Source organism: Fervidicoccaceae archaeon, assembly GCA_038734945.1.
Lineage (GTDB): Archaea > Thermoproteota > Thermoprotei_A > Sulfolobales > Fervidicoccaceae > ARK-14.
The window spans coordinates 89,599-104,784 of record JAVYOA010000001.1; the positions used below are offsets into that span (position 1 = coordinate 89,599).

Sequence of the window (15,186 nt, forward strand, 5' to 3'; positions counted from 1 at the left end):
CACCCCGAATTTCTCAGAGAACATCCACTTCCTCTCTCCCACTCAGCTCTTCTCTAAATCCAAAAGCATCTATAATCATCTCAGCAGTGCTTTTCCTTATATGAGCTCTCTGGTGAGCCAGTAGCAGGGGAAATGGGTATCCATCAGCTATTGAAATTGATGCAAGCTTCAGAATGAGCTCCTCATATGCCTTCACAAGTGATCCCTTTTCCGAAGCAAATGGAGAGAGAAGCTGTATTTTGAGGAAGGGGGCTCCTGGAGATAGCCTAGCATATCCACTTATGAAGGAAACTGATCTGGCACTCTCCCTTGTGTTGCAAAGAGAGCTAAGTTCCTGACCAATAACTGCATCTAGGCTTTCGCTAACAGTCTCTATTATGTATCCTGTTCCTGCTACCAGCTTGGTTAGAACATACTGATCAGGCAGAGGAAGCTTGAAGAGATTGTTGCTCCTTCCGGTTTTCGTAACGAAGGCAAGGTATTGCCCCTTTGCTACCATATCGAAGAGCCTTGAGAGCCTCACTGCTTTCTCAACGAGCTCTATGACCTTTGCCCTCTCGGTGTTGCTGCTCATTTCCCTCTCTATATAGCCCTTGGAGGCTATTGCGACATCATCCCTCTCCTCTTTCTCAATAAGCTCGGACACGATGTCGCAGAGGGAGCTGTCCTCCCTATCGAGCTCCTTTAGCTTCATATGTGCTGGCCTAGCAATAAGGGATTCTAGACTGCCATCTGCCAGTGTGAAGAATTCCATTTTTAGTGAATCATACATTGATCTTATCTCGCTGATTTGTCTGTAAACTGTAATCCTGTCCTGGGACATTGATGGGGGAATAAGTATATCCACATCAACGATTCTGCTCTCCTCTTTCTCAGTGTATATTTTGCTGGATGAATTATATACAAGCCTGACGGAGTATGACTTTATGAAGTACATTTCGAAGCCGAGCATGGAAATTGGATAGGATCCCCCATCAACTGCTGCGACTTTCTCAGGTTGGAGATGTGCAGGAATTTCGCTTGGAATTTCGACCAGCCCACTGCTTATCTTCTCAAGTGCTTCTTTCTCATTTATTCCCAATAGGAATATCTTTCTCTTTATTTCATCCTGCTTTTTTGAAGCTACCTCGAGTATATCATCTATGTAGCTCATATCAGAACCCTTCATTCTCCTCCTCCACATATGAAATCCTCCCCCTCTTCACAACTCGTAGAACGGTGTCACCTGCTTCCTTCAGCCCCTCATCATGGGTTACCACAATGATCTGCGCTCCTTTTCCAACAGTAATAGCCTCTCTAAGCACATCCGCCAAATATCTTACTCTTGTCTCATCCAAGTTAACTGTTGGCTCGTCGAGCACAATGAAGCCCGATCTTCTTCCCCCACCATAGAGCTCACTGACAACTTCCTGCGCTGCAAATATAAAAGAAAGATAAACTGCTACCTTCTCTCCTCCACTTGACCCATCTAGAATAACTTCCATATCTTGAGCGGAGTTTATGAGTGAAATATTGAAATAATCATCTATTCTTATGTCATCATAGGAGAGATCGAATCTTCTATACGATTCCACCAACCTGGTCTTCAGTGCTCTGATAGCATATTGCATAAGAAGCGGGGGAATCCCCTTCTCTCTATCGAAGAGAGACCTAACTCTCAGGAGAACTTTGAGCTTATATACGGTCTCAACCATGGAGCCTTTCAAAGCTCTGAGGAATTTCTCCTGCTCTTCTAGTCTGCCAAGCTTCTCTGTTAGCGAGCCTTTCTCGTTCCTCACTCTAGCCAGTTCCCTCTCATTGATCTCCAGGCTTTCGTTGAGGTTGCTGAGCTGGAGCGCGAGCTGCTGCCTCCTTTCCAGAAGGCCTGGCAGCTGTGAGGCTTTTTCCTCGAGCTCTGCTATTTTTTCCTCCATGCTTCTGATTCTCTCTCTGATAGAAGCGAGCTCTGATTGCTTGGCTTCTGGCTGAATTTCTTTCAGCTTTCTTTCCAGCTTAGCTATATTTCCCTTTAGCTCAGCAAAGGTCATGAGCTCAGCATGAGATGAAGGAGAAACGAGCTGTTCTTTCTGCTTGGAGATCCTCTCCTGGATAATCTGCAATGCTTCCAGGCTTTCCATATCCACATTTTCCAAGCTCAGAGCCTGATCTTCTATCTCCCTCAATTTGCTCAGAATGGCCTCCCTTGCTGACTGCATTGAGTGATGCAGCTCCAGCATCCTGCTTAAATTATCCTTTTGCCGCGAATACGCTTCGAGCTCGAGCTCCACGTTTTTCAGTTGGTTCTGGTATTCCTCTATTTTCATCATAGAAAGCTTGTTTCTTAATGTGTTTAGTTCGCCCAGCTTAACTCGAATTCTATTCATCTCCTTCTTACAGTTCTCCAGCTCCATCTCAGCTTTTTTGAGAGCTTCCAGCTCTGCTATACTGCTATCGAGCTCGCTCGCATATTTTTTAAGCAGCTCGTTCCTATGAGCTTCATCCAGCTCTCTTCCGCATACAGGACATCTTCCTTTTGCTGTTTTCAGCTCCTCTATTGCCCTCTTCAGCTGATCAATGCTGCTTTCAAGCAGTGCTATTCTCGCCTTCTTCTCACTGAGCTTAGCTGAGAGGCTGCTATCCATTGTTTCTACAGCATCATTGAGATCCCTAGTGTTTATCTCAATGCTTCCTGCACAAGCAACATTATGAAGGAGGGAGAGAAGTTCTTTTTCTCCAGACTCAAGGTTTTTGGAAAGATACTCCTGATCCTGAATGTACTGCCTGAGAACACCTTTCCTCCTCTCGAGCTCCCTTATCCTCTCATCCATTTCTTTGAGCTGCCTATCAGATATTACTCTTAGCTCCTCCAGTGTTCCGGAAATCTTCAGCTCTTCAGCCAGCTTATGCAGGGAAATTAGATTATCTGAATAGCTCTTTAGAGCTTTTTCTATTTCCTCATATAGTCTCATTTTAACAAACTGCTTGTAATCCTCCAGCTGCTTTTTTATGCTCTCTGCCTTTTCCAGCTCTTCTGAGAGCTTCTTCTCCTTTTCCCTGAATGTTGAGAGCTCTCTCCTCATCTCCTGGAGCTTCTCACTGGCCTTATTGGCTTCGGAGACCAGAGGTTCCAGGCTACCAATCTCTCCCAATATTGATGCTTTCTCTTTCTCCAATGCTTTTTTGCTCTCCAAAAGGCTTCTCTCCTTTGCTATGCTGTCCTGAAGCATCTGCTGAGCTCTTTCCTTTTCTTTTTGAATTCTCTCCAGGCCATCATCGATTTGTTTCAAAGTTGAGGTGGCTTCTTCCAGATCTTTTTCCGTGATTTTGTAGCTTCTTCTGAAGGGGATGCTTATTTCTTCAGGTTGCTTGAAATCAAGTTTAACGTCTACCGCTAGATCCTTCATGCTTTCCCATGCTTTTGCGTATGCACTCAAACCGAGAATGCGCTGGAGGAACTCTATTTTGTCCCTACCGTTGGAGGATAGAACTGCGCCTATTTCCTCCATCTTTCCTTGGTTGAGAATGACAAGATCGATGAGCAGCTTCTTCAGGCTCTCTTTCTCCAGTGACTCGAAGTCCGATAAAAAGACAAGGCTACCAAGTTTTCTTGTCACATCTTCTGCTCCTGTAGCGATAATTCTTTCTTTACCATCCTTTATCATTCGAAGAGTATCCTCTCTTGCTCCTCCTCTCCTTCCCCTCTTCCTTGTGACCACATACTTTACGCTACCGTCGGTTAGAACAAGCGTGACGCGCATTTCGTTTCTCCCTCTGTGAATTGCATTTTCTATTGTGACGTCGGGAAGTGCTCCGAGAATTGCGAAGTAAATTCCTTTAACAATGCTCGATTTTCCAGCTCCGTTCTCCCCAACAATAATGGTTATTCCATCTGAGAAGGAAATCTCGGTGGGAGAACCATAGCTGTAGAAGTTCTCCAAGATGAGCTTCTCCAGCTTAAGAGGTTGGAGGCTCATGGGGATCATCTCTTGAACTTCATCAGTCCCTGCTCACTTCCATGAGGCCTTTCCTTATTGATTGCATCGCCTATTCCAGGCCACTTTTCAATTGCCTTGTTCCAGTAATCCCTTCTCTCCGTTATTGCTTCAGCAATCTCTCTGCAGTCTTTCTCCTCTTCGGAAAGGCAGTTCTTCAGATCTATTATGAGCTTAGCTATCTGCTCGTCTGCAACTATTTTGCTCATAATTTTCAGTTCATTGGATCCTCCTGCTCCTCGAAACCCCTCAACTTTTTCGAATAGGCGATCTGACTCGCTGGGCCTAGAGGTTATAGAGATGAGAACGTTCCTGCTCCGCAGAGCATTCAGGCGAGACTGGATCTCTTTCCTCAGTATTTCCACTTCATCTCCTTCCAGCAATATGTTTATTATAGGAGACCTGTCGCTCACCAATGTGCTGAGATATCTATCTATTTTTCCCTGCAGCTCACCGATCTCTCGTGCAGACGAGATCTCGAATATTTCCTGAGGTCTTATGTCCAAGTCGACCTGGTGCACTATCGCTTCATCTGAGCTTAGGTCAACGATGTAGAAGCCCTTGCCCTTCTTCTTCCACTCCTCTATCTCCTTCAGGGAGAGTATCTCCAGGCTTCCCGGATATGCAACTATGCCTCTTTTTAAGTTGTCGATTATTCTGAAGTGCAGATGTCCCAAAGCATAATATGATATTCCATCTGGAAAGGATGCAAGCTCATAGCCGTCGGCTAGGGGGAAGTAGTCCTTCGTTGAAATGTGAGATATCATTATGTTCTTTCCATTTTCCTCCAGAGCTGTTTTCTCAATAAATCTCATTATGTTCTTTCCATTTTCTATTGCTCTAGGTCCTCTTATTGCACCAAGACCATAGAAGTTGAGCCTCATGCCTTCCTTTTCAATTGAGAGCATCTCGCTCTTTGAGTAGAAGTGCCTTAAGTGATATACTCCATCGAGGTATCTGGACACTAGATCTGTTGCTGTTAAGTCTCTCTCCGTAGAAGTGTCGTGCTCTCCATTAACCAGAAGGATCTTCCCTCCTTTCTGTAGGAACTCTAGAACTGCCTCTTTGAAGAGGGCTAATGTGTAATTGTTGGGCCTTGGCCTCTCAAACAGATCTCCAGATATTGCAAGGAGATCTACATGCTCCTGCACGAGGAGGTCCATCATCTGTCTGAATGCCAGCTCTATATCCCTGTTTCTCTCCTCTCCTTCAAATTTCATGAAGTTCTTTCCAAGATGAATGTCCGCTGCATGGGCCATAAGCACCAAGTGTGATTCACCGCTATCACAATTTGCTTGAACCATATGTGAGGAAGTGCTCTAAAGAGAAGATTTGAAAGAGAAGATATAAAAAGATAGGAGCCCGAAAGTTCTCAAAATTCCTGATAATCATCAGGAACTCTTGCCCTGAAGTATTGCTTCGTTATTGGGCTCTGAAAAAGCCCCATCTTTATTCCCTTTCTACCGCTAGGACTCAGCCTCCAAACTTTTATGGGTACTAGCTCAACCTCCTTCCCCGTTGTCTTATCCTTTACTTTAACTGGTTTCTTTTCCATGAGAAGTTTCACCATTTTATAAATGACCTTACATCAAATTTATTACTGTTTCGCTCTCTCATTTTAAAAATGGTGCTTTACTTGGCAATATGCGATGAAACAGATATCGTGATTGAAGACATCACCAAGTGCACGGAGCACCCTCTGACTCTCATAGTGGAACTGATGAAGTGTGCCCGAGAAAGTGGGAAAAGATATTCGGTTAGGGTTCCACATGGAAGTGTTCCCCTGAATCTCCTTATGGAGTATGCGAGGAGATATGATGTTTCTCTGGATGTGAGTTCAGAAGGGGAGTATGTTAGATACGTCTTCACATCCAAAGCGGCTCGAGAATAGCGTTTTGCCTATAGGTCTTTTTTCTATTAATTACCTTCCATTGCTCTTGCATCCTCAACAGTCAAGCTTATTTCTCGATTTGCTCCAATTTTCTTGGGTATAGAAAATGGAGGAATCCTCCAAGATCATTGAGAAGATAATAGGAACGAGAAGAAGCATAAGATGGTTCAAACAGGATCCCATTCCAGATGAGGATCTGAGGAGAATTCTTGAGGCCGGGATAAGGGCTCCAACTGCGAGCGGTGCGGAGCAGTGGCTATTTGTTGTTGTTAAGGATGAGGGAAAAAGGAGAGCTCTTCACGATTTCATAAAAAGAGGGCAGATGATTTACCTAACAAGGATGCTGAAAAGAAGAGCGAAGCAGGAGGAGCTTGAGGAATGGGAGAGTATGTTTGAAAGAGGAATTTATCTAGCTCCCATATATGTGATGGGTTTGTTGAATTACAACAGAAGGAGGCTAACGGATGAGTATCATCTCTATGAGTACTTGTGGGGAATAGAGAGCGTGACACTTGCTCTGGGGAACATGATTCTCACTGCTTGGGCCATGGGATATGGAAGTGTTTGGATCGCCGTTCCTCAGCTGCTTGAGGAGGAGCTGAAAGCTACTCTAGGACTGCCAGAAAATGCATCATACGTGGGAACTCTTGCCATTGGAAAGCCGGCGGAGCAACCTGAACTCAGGCCAAGAATTCCTCTGGAGGAGTCTGTTGTTTTACTTTGATTTTAAAAAAATCAGCTCTCATACTTAACAATTGATTCGATATGCTTCTTTTCATATTCTCTATGAAGCCTGGTGGAGAGGCTGGGAGCTGTTTTGAGAAGACTCTCGTTGTATTTTCTCTCGGCCTCATCCTTTGGCAATAGCCTAATTGCTCCTGTAGGACATAGATTTATGCATAGCCCACATCCTATGCAGTCCTTTGGATTGCTGCGAACCACCTTTGCATCAGAGTCGTAGTAGAGGGCACCACCTCCTGCATCTCTGCAGGGATCTAAACATCTTCCGCAAGAGATGCAGAGGGCAGGATCTACAAAGGTTGCTCCCCATTCCTCAAAGCTCAACGAAGAATGGGGAACTATCTTGTTCCTCACTCTCCCCACAATATCATCGATGCTGTGAAACTTCCTTTCCTCCATATACTTTTGAAGGCCTTCAATCAGGTTGTTTATTATCCCATAGCCGTACCAGAGAACCGCGGTAACAAGCTGAACCGCTCTGGCTCCGACCATCATGTGCTCTACTGCATCGTACCAGCTCACTATGCCCCCAAGTCCAAAGATATGTGCGCTTGGTATTGCAGTAGAAACTTCATATATCAGCCTCAGAACTGCTGGCTTTACTGCTGGACCACTTAGTCCCCCTGGAGTCGAGAAACCCCTTACATTTGGAAGGGGTTCATCCTTATATACGTCTATGCCAATTATTCCAGTTCCGTGCGTATTGGCTATGGTAAAAGCATCAGCTCCTCCACTATGAGCACTGAGTGCTATTGGTTTGATGTCTGTAACTATTGGAGTTAGTTTGACGCTTACTGGGACCTTGGCGTACTTTTTAACCTCCCTAACTATGCTTCCAACGAGCCCAGCATCCTGTCCTATGTAAGCTCCCATATATTTTTCAGGGCTCCCGTGAGGGCAGGAAACGTTGAGTTCTATGAAGTCTGTTCCAGCATCCTGCACTCTCTGAAGAGGTTCTATCCAGCTCTTGGGATCAATCCCTCCCATTATACTCGAGATGAGAATGAAATCGCTTGGAGCCTTTGCCTTTATCTCCTTTATCCACTTCTCCCACTGCTCTACAGGGTAGGTTGTGAGCAGCTCTATGTTTTGATTAATGAAGTAGAATCCATCTATGCTCCTGAGTATAATGTGCGGAGTAGGATCCTTAGTTGGGGGAATTACGACGGTCTTGTGCACTGCCCCGCCCCATCCCATTTTTGCTGCCCTTATTATTCTTTCAGCATCTCTTGTTGGGGGGCCACTGCCCAAGATAAAAGGATTTGAAAACTCCACAGACGCAACCTGTGTTTTCAACTTTTCAAACTGGGACATGATTTTATTCCCAGAAAACTAATGAATTTATTAATATTTATGTTTTTATTTTTGAAAATTAAGAAATATCACGAATAGATGAAGAAAAATGGAGAGCTGCATACTTACTTTTGTGAAGTTCCTGGAGAACGAGGGAAAGATTGACGAGCAAGATCTCTCCACTCTAGAGTTCTCTAGGAGGTTGAGGGAAAAAATAAATTGGAAGCTTATAGGGGCAACAGTGGTAGGGGAGGAAAGCGATGCCTTGATATTGTCGAGGGAAGTGTTCAGCAGGGGGGCAGATGAAGTTCTTGCGCATATATGGAAAGGAAGGAAAGACAGCGATGTGCTCTCCTCTGCATTCATTATGAAGCGCTTCATAGATTATTCTAAGTGCAAGCTAGTCGTGTTCGGGGAAAGGAGCTCGGATACTTCATCAGGAAGTCTGGGTGCGTATGTTGCTGGATTGAGCGGAATGAGTCTTTTGATGTTTGTAAAAGAAGTAGTGGAAATTCAAGAGAAAAAAATAGTAGCTTCATCTGTTCTGAATGGTGAAATTTTGATTAGAGCTGAGCTTCCAGCTGTTCTTATACCTGCTGGGGAGCTCTTTTCTCCTAGACCAGTTCTAATAAGAGATAGGCTGGAGGCCAAGAGAAAAAGTCCCTCTCTTGTGTCTTTCAATGAGGAAGTTAATTCTCTGACTAGGCTTTTGTCCGTGCGTAAGCCTGAGTACAGGAAGAGAAGCTCGTTTGAGCTGAAGAGCGCCGAGGAAATTTTGAGAGTTTTTGCCAAGGTGGTAGGTGATATTAGTTGAGAGTTCTCGCTGCGATGTTGGGAAGATCCTCTGCCAAGTTATCCGCGCATGTGCTTTCAGCTTCTGCTCTCATTGGGGAGAGCGCCTCCCTTTTTGTATATGACCCCGAGCTGAGTAAAAATGAGGCATCTCTGAGCGTGCCCGCAGTTTTTGATGAGGGATGGCTTGCTATCGGAGAGCATCCTGTCTTGCCGGAGGAAATAAAGAACTGCTTAAGAAAAGTTCTTGAAATGGGTGATTTCTCTGCAGTTATCTTCAATGATTCTCCTCTTTCCTTCTGGGTTGCGCCTCTCCTAGCTGGAGAGCTCCGTCTTCCCATAATAACTGAAGTTATAGGAGCAAGGAAGGAGGAAAATAAAATCATCGTGATTAGGCCACTCAATCAGGAGTCAGTATGGGGAGAATATGAGATCCTCTCTGATAGGTTTGTTCTGATTATTAGAAGGGGAAGCCTATTTCCAAAGCCTTCAGAGTTGAAAAAAATGTTTTTGGAAGAGATGAAGATAGAGAAGATCGGTGGAAAAACTGAAGCAATAAGTTGGAGCGAAACTGATGGAAGCAAGCTGGAAGATGCTCCAATTGTAATTGGAATCGGAGATGGAGTGAGGCAGAGTAATACTTTGAAGGAAGCTCTTGAGTTGGCAAAGATCCTGGGAGCCGAATACTGCTGCACTAAGCCTGTCGTGGAGAGTGGAATTATGGAAAGGGAGAGAATTGTTGGTATGAGTGGGAAGAGAATATCTCCCAAGCTATATATGGCCCTTGGGATCTCCGGATCTGCTTACCACCTTGCAGGGGTAATGTCCTCGGAAATTATATTGTCAATAAATCTGGACAGAAATTCTTCCATGAACAAGAACTCTGACTATTATTATGTTGGAGATCTTAGGACGGTTCTACCAAGATTGATTGAGCTCTTCAGACAGATGCCCTCCTCTCCACCCTAGAGGACGAGGCCTTCAGGTTGTAGAAAAGCAAAGCAGCGAAGCTTGATAAGTTGATATAAAAATGAGAGGCTGTCTTTTTGTGCTTGACTGAGGCTACATGCTAATCTTCTTCGCTCAGAGCAATCTTTATGGGCTGCAATATGTGATCTGGAATGTAGTATAGCTTGAAGCATTTATCCTTTGATGGCCTTGCCTCAATATAGGTCAAAAGTCCAGCCTTTTTCAGGTTGTTTATTGCTTTCTCTAGCCTCTTATAGTTAGTTCCAAGCTTTCTGGAGATTGCTCTGAAGCTGAGAGGTCCCTCTCTTATGATTAGCCTCAATATGGCTATTCTCAGATCATCATCTATGGCCTTTACTATCAGTTTTGCTACTTGATTGTTCGCATCCCTTGCTTTCACGTCGATTTCTTCCATATTCCATGCTACCTTTCCCTTCGGTTTCTACATACATAAAAGTATCATATAAAAATATTGCTTTTCAAATATATAATTTTTTCGTAATAGTGTGTTATATTGTTATTTCATTTAGTCCAAAAATTTATATACGTAACAAATATCTCTATCATTTACAATATACTCTCCTTCACTGCCTGCAACAATTGGCCTCTCCAGTATTTTTGACGCCTTTACCAGCTCTTCAGGATCCTTGAGCTCAATCCTCGTGGAAGTGCATAGAGGGTTCTGAGTGCTTCCTTTAATTATTATGCTGCCATATTTTTTCTCGAACTTCTCCTGCTCACTCGATGCTCTGCTCTCCCTCACAGCTACATATAGGAAAAGGGAAGCAGTTCCAGCAATGGAAATTAGAATAGAAAGCGTTCTAGCAGTGGAAACACTCATTCCAGAGATGCTGTTCTGTATTATAGTGGAATTTGTTTTCGATATATTTGCTGAGTAGTGGAGTGGGGTGCCTATTTCTATCCTGTTTCTCGAAAGATCAACCTTGATAACTAGTTCGTGAGAGAAGACGCTCGTTGCTCTATATCCTCCAATGAGAACTTCTGCAGGACCGCTGGAGCTTATGCTTATATTATACGAAGTTAGCCTCAGACCTGCCTGTCTCGATAAATAGTCCATGTAGGATGTAACTTCGCTCAAGTTTAGCACAAAGGTTTTTGAGAATGAACTCATGCCAGTGACATTCATGCTACTTAGGTAGTAGTTCTTTGTCCATCCGTCTGGATGAACTAGTGCTATGGTATACGTGGCATTTCCGCTGAAGCTCCCACCGCTCAGCTTCTCTGTTTGATTTACCACGATTTCATTGACTAGAGAAGCATAGATGGGAACACCTGTACTGAATGTTATATAGTCAGAGGGATATATCTCGTTGGGAAGAAAGTGAAGGTAGATCTGAAAGTCGGACTCTCTGAATTCATTGTACAGGAGGGTGGTTTTCGTCAGCTGCTCTGGTTTTGAGTAAGATGCAATTGAGAGTGCGAGGCCCGCAATTATCAGGAGAGCTGAGATGATTAGAAGGAGTGTGTGCTTCTTTGAGCCTCTGCTCACTTTCTGATGGCACCTCTTCCGTTTAAGCCTTTCTTCAGAATGAGAATTGCTGCTGATGCTATCAATAGCATAAATATGCTCCTCCCCTCTAAGCTTCCTGCTACATTATATATATAGCTTGCTCCATTTCTCAAGATAATTGTTATCCATCCTATCCAAGGTATTTTCCATCTAACTGTCCCAATTATTTGCTCTATTTTTACTGGATCTGGATCTGCTGTTGGAAGGGCGTCTCCCCTTGTAACTAATCCTTCTTTGCTTATAGCAACAACTCTGTGGGCAATCAGCTCGCCATTGCTTCCTCTGTAGAGCACTATTTCCCCAAGCTCTGGAGACCTATGAGAGAGGGAAACTATTACTATATCCCCTACTTCGAACTGAGGCTTCATGCTCTCGCTCACTATGACAAATGGCTGCAATCTAAGAGATATCATTGAAAGGAAGAGGATAGCTATAATGAGGAAGCTGCTGATGGGAATCAGCTGCTTCACAATTCTTTTCAATCTGCTGCTGAACAGAGTTAGTCTTGATCCCCTCAGAGTGCAGTTGAGAGATGAGAAATAAATGAGAAAGAAGAACAGAATGAGGGAATCGAAGCCATACCAAGCAGGTCCCAGAGAAGCGCGAGAAGCAGTTAGGGGAAAGATCCCCCAATATAAATCCTGGACGAATCTGAATAGAAATGTTGAAATTGGTCCTGAGAGTATTAGGATTGTAGTTAGAAGGGCGCTGTAAATGATGAGGTCGAGAGCTCTAGCAGGAAGATTGTAAGAGGATTGCAGCAGAGATAAGGTAGATAGCACGCTTCCCTGGTATAGAAAGCCAGCCATAGTACCAACTGCGTACTTCATGCTTTCCCTTTTCATGAATGATATTGATGCTGCTCTTAGTGTTTCAGCTCCAAGGTCCTGTATTGCTATGAGGGGAATATAGGATAAAAGAAAGACCGGAGATAGAGCTTGTTTGAAGTCAAAACCGATAGCTAGGCCCATCATCGTGTATATAAGGAGGAGAGAAGTTGATGCTATTAGAGAATCGGATAGCTTCAAGATTCCTTTTCCTCTTCTGTGGAGTAATCCTACCGCAGGAAGAACTGAGAGGATCCATAGGTTATAGGAAATCAGAAAGCCTGAGAAATTCCTCAAAAGTAGGGCTATGTTAGGAGCAAGGATGAGGAGGCTGGCTGAAATGCCAGCCATCATGCTTTTCTTCTCTATTGTAAAAAAGCCTTTTCACCTCGCTCTATTTCTCTTGATGCTGTTGAAGATATATGGTTGCTGAAGCGCTAGCGCTTCCGATATTCGTTATCAGAGTTGCATTGTTAGTGAAGTACTTATCCACTGAGCTGTATTCCTGCCCATCTAACCAATCACTCATCTCAAATTTCAAATAGATTAGCACAGAGTCTCCAGAACTTAGTGGTGTTCCCAGGATAAGAGAGATTTTGGCAGTGTTGTTGTTATTATTGAGATAAATAATTGATGAATTTGTTATCTCATTGAGATTCGAGCCTTTCAATACAAATACATGAATGTCTGCATTTCCATGGCTAACTTTAACATCGAAATGATCCTCGAATACATCAGTAACGTTTATGCTGAAAATTCCGCTTCCAGTTATGTTCAGGAGTCCATAGAACACTCCTGGAACTGAGCTCTTTATTTTGCCGTTCTTATCAAGCGTAACGTTCACTATGTAGTTTCCATCCTTCATATCCAGAGGAGTTCCAAGGTACCAGCCTGTGGTTTTCCAATTTACATCTGTGTGCCTGAAGTCCTTGGAGATTGAGAGGGAAGGAAATGGCTTCATGCCGAAGTTCAAATTGATTTTATTCTCTCCAGATGAGAGGCTAACCACTATCTCTGTATAGGTTGTGTTTGTATATCCAGCAGGAGGCATAACTTTAATTATGTAATTACCTGAAGGCAGATTGCCGAACGAGTAGAAGCCCAAGCTGTTTGTCACAGTCGTTGCTATTAACGCATTTGCGCTGTTCAGTAGCTGAAGTGCTATCCCTTGCAGGGGATCTTCAATAGGATCATATATTTGGTTCTCGTTAGCATCATGATAAACGTAGCCGCTCAGAGAGCCCCCTTGAACTGAGGGGGGTACCTGATATTCGTTCCACTGCACTGCCTCTATTGTTATGTTTATTATCAGTGTTGAGCCCATCGGAGCACTCTGCAGAACAACGACATCAAAGCTCAAGTCTGCGCTATTGCCAGGATGCAGCTGCACTCCAAAGTTATCTCCCCACCAAATGGATACATCTGGCAGTCCATCATTGTTCAGATCCAGGAGCTCGCTGCCATCTATAGCATAGTAATAGTTTCCGTTTATGCCAACTCTCCATATCTTCAGAGGTATAGTGCCATCGTTTTCCACCTTGAAGGCTGTGTGAGCATAGTACCAGGGATAGGCGTTGTAGATTACCATGTTCAGTGTATCATGGTCTCCATCTCCATCGCTGTCTATGAGCTGTATTGCTGTGCATCCAACATTCTTGTCAAGTTGCGTTGCACCTGCATTTGGATAATATGTTGCATTCCAATCGTAGCCTGGGAAAGAGCCGCAGGGATCGGATGTGATCACGCTACCTGGAACGAATCTTATATCTAGCTCTCCCGTATTTACAGAGGTGTTAACTTTGAGGCTTTCCCCCCACATGGCCATAGCTGCTGTTAAAATGCTGCCTATGAAGAGAAGAAGAAAAAACCATATCTTGCTGTTGTTCATTGTCAATTTCATCACTCTTATGGAGTAGTTACTTCATTCCACTGAGCAAATACCAGTGTTACCTCAAATGTATATTGGGCGTTCTCATCGGCGCTCTGAAGAACTGTTATGCTGAGTGCATATTGTCCAACATCGCCTGGATGAAGCTGGGTGCTCTGAGGTATAGAGAGAGATGCATTAAGGGCCGTACTGTTGAGGCCTGTTATGCTGCTTGAATACAGCTTAACAGGTATTGTTCCAATATTGGTTACATTGAAGGATATTACGGGAGAATAGCCTGGATACGCATTTCCTATGGTTACATTTAGCTTTATAACATTTCCATTGCTGTCTAGAACTTCAGATGCTACGCTGCACCATGCAACATCCTTTCCTTCGCTGTTGTCGAAGCCCTGTGCCTGGGGATCGCTTCCCTCATCGCTGCATTTCCATCCGCTAAATGCTACCTTGACCTCTCCTGTGTTTACTGTGACGTTTAGCCTCAGTGTTTCACTCCACATTGCTACTGCTGAGGTTATTAGAGCGAGGGTCACTGCTATTGCTAAAATAGGTATAATATTTTTCCCTTCCATTTTAATTTCACCAAAAAATAATTAAAAAAATGAGTTCTTTTCTCTGCATCAGCAAGTAGAACAGTTGTTTTTAAGCAATTAACTCGAAAAGCCTGTATTTTATTTATTGTTCAGCAGTAAGCACTTATTATATATCAAAAATGTTGTTGCCTCTTCCACAACCAGCTATGAACCCTCTCATGAATAATGATTTCTCTGGCAGCGGGGAATTCCGCTATGTTCGTTACTTCTCCTAGTCCCATGCCTCCTTTCAGGAGGTTCCTCTCAGCAACACATATTTTTATATATTCGAGCTGTCAGAGTGCTTCTAGCTATGTTTTTCATGAAGCTTGTTGAAAGACATTGCAAGTGCTTCCAACATCCCACCACACAATACTTTAAAAGGGTTAGTTAAGCAAATGAGTGAAGCATGCGCTGCTCCATGCTAAGTTCAATATAAGGATTAAGCACTGCTAATGCCCTCGATTTCTGAAACTGCACTATTGCTCTTCTCTCTGATGCTTGGAGGGCTATAGCTCTGCACATTCCTGGAAAGGCCGACGAACGCGATCTTTTTGCTAACCATAGCTTCTGCTAAAATCATCAGAGGTCCTCTTTTTTCTTGCTTAATATTTTTAAAATAATGGGAAAAATGTATAATTATTTTATTTTTTATCTTTTATAAAAAGAAAAGCTTAATATAATTAAGAATACTAATTTAATTTTTGAAAT

15 protein-coding genes are annotated in these 15,186 nt (G+C 43.5%); 4 read left to right on the plus strand and 11 right to left on the minus strand.

Going from position 1 to position 15,186, the window contains the following annotated elements:
- Positions 1-13: 13 nt before the first annotated feature.
- The 4 genes from QXR92_00490 to QXR92_00505 all read right to left on the minus strand — a co-directional run bounded on the left by QXR92_00490 (position 14) and on the right by QXR92_00505 (position 5,526).
- Positions 14-1,168: a DNA double-strand break repair nuclease NurA gene (locus QXR92_00490; protein MEM0318489.1), complete on the minus strand. Its 1,155-nt coding sequence runs from the start codon at positions 1,166-1,168 to the stop codon at positions 14-16.
- The gene (locus QXR92_00495) at positions 1,155-3,953 is read right to left on the minus strand and encodes an AAA family ATPase (protein MEM0318490.1); all 2,799 of its coding nucleotides are present in this window, start codon (positions 3,951-3,953) and stop codon (positions 1,155-1,157) included. The genes QXR92_00490 and QXR92_00495 overlap by 14 nt, the downstream gene beginning before the upstream one ends.
- Positions 3,954-3,958: 5 nt before the next feature.
- Positions 3,959-5,230, minus strand: a complete 1,272-nt coding sequence (locus QXR92_00500; GenBank protein ID MEM0318491.1) for a metallophosphoesterase — start codon at positions 5,228-5,230, stop codon at positions 3,959-3,961.
- A 113-nt stretch (positions 5,231-5,343) separates the two neighbouring features.
- The gene (locus QXR92_00505) at positions 5,344-5,526 is read right to left on the minus strand and encodes a chromatin protein Cren7 (GenBank protein ID MEM0318492.1); all 183 of its coding nucleotides are present in this window, start codon (positions 5,524-5,526) and stop codon (positions 5,344-5,346) included.
- An 81-nt stretch (positions 5,527-5,607) separates the two neighbouring features.
- Here QXR92_00505 and QXR92_00510 point away from each other — a divergent pair, with 81 nt between their 5' ends.
- Both QXR92_00510 and QXR92_00515 read left to right on the plus strand, forming a co-directional pair.
- Entirely contained in the window at positions 5,608-5,862 is a 255-nt protein-coding gene (locus QXR92_00510; protein MEM0318493.1) for a hypothetical protein, read from the plus strand.
- Between the two features lie 106 nt (positions 5,863-5,968).
- Complete coding sequence (locus QXR92_00515) at positions 5,969-6,586, plus strand: nitroreductase family protein (protein ID MEM0318494.1); 618 nt, start codon at positions 5,969-5,971, stop codon at positions 6,584-6,586.
- 11 nt (positions 6,587-6,597) lie between these two features.
- On the opposite strand, the gene preA is transcribed toward QXR92_00515, so the two are convergent.
- On the minus strand, positions 6,598-7,917 hold the full coding sequence (gene preA, locus QXR92_00520) for an NAD-dependent dihydropyrimidine dehydrogenase subunit PreA (protein ID MEM0318495.1): 1,320 nt from the start codon (positions 7,915-7,917) through the stop codon (positions 6,598-6,600).
- Positions 7,918-8,005: 88 nt separating this feature from the next.
- Here preA and QXR92_00525 point away from each other — a divergent pair, with 88 nt between their 5' ends.
- Together QXR92_00525 and QXR92_00530 are read left to right on the plus strand one after the other, a co-directional pair.
- On the plus strand, positions 8,006-8,710 hold the full coding sequence (locus tag QXR92_00525) for a hypothetical protein (protein ID MEM0318496.1): 705 nt from the start codon (positions 8,006-8,008) through the stop codon (positions 8,708-8,710).
- Positions 8,707-9,657, plus strand: a complete 951-nt coding sequence (locus QXR92_00530; GenBank protein MEM0318497.1) for an electron transfer flavoprotein subunit alpha/FixB family protein — start codon at positions 8,707-8,709, stop codon at positions 9,655-9,657. Before QXR92_00525 ends, QXR92_00530 begins: the two co-directional genes overlap by 4 nt.
- A 100-nt stretch (positions 9,658-9,757) precedes the next feature.
- On the opposite strand, the gene QXR92_00535 is transcribed toward QXR92_00530, so the two are convergent.
- The 6 genes from QXR92_00535 to QXR92_00560 form a co-directional block, all read right to left on the minus strand.
- Positions 9,758-10,072, minus strand: a complete 315-nt coding sequence (locus QXR92_00535) for a winged helix-turn-helix domain-containing protein (protein ID MEM0318498.1) — start codon at positions 10,070-10,072, stop codon at positions 9,758-9,760.
- 111 nt (positions 10,073-10,183) lie between these two features.
- The gene (locus QXR92_00540; GenBank protein MEM0318499.1) at positions 10,184-11,167 is read right to left on the minus strand and encodes a DUF5305 family protein; all 984 of its coding nucleotides are present in this window, start codon (positions 11,165-11,167) and stop codon (positions 10,184-10,186) included.
- Entirely contained in the window at positions 11,164-12,369 is a 1,206-nt protein-coding gene (locus QXR92_00545) for a signal peptidase I (protein MEM0318500.1), read from the minus strand. Before QXR92_00545 ends, QXR92_00540 begins: the two co-directional genes overlap by 4 nt.
- 40 nt (positions 12,370-12,409) lie before the next feature.
- On the minus strand, positions 12,410-13,903 hold the full coding sequence (locus QXR92_00550) for an SdrD B-like domain-containing protein (protein ID MEM0318501.1): 1,494 nt from the start codon (positions 13,901-13,903) through the stop codon (positions 12,410-12,412).
- Between the two features lie 17 nt (positions 13,904-13,920).
- A complete protein-coding gene (locus QXR92_00555; GenBank protein MEM0318502.1) occupies positions 13,921-14,475 on the minus strand; it encodes a hypothetical protein in 555 nt (184 codons plus the stop codon).
- A 442-nt stretch (positions 14,476-14,917) separates the two neighbouring features.
- Positions 14,918-15,058 (minus strand): hypothetical protein, encoded by a 141-nt coding sequence (locus QXR92_00560; protein MEM0318503.1) that lies wholly within the window; start codon positions 15,056-15,058, stop codon positions 14,918-14,920.
- Positions 15,059-15,186 lie beyond the last annotated feature (128 nt).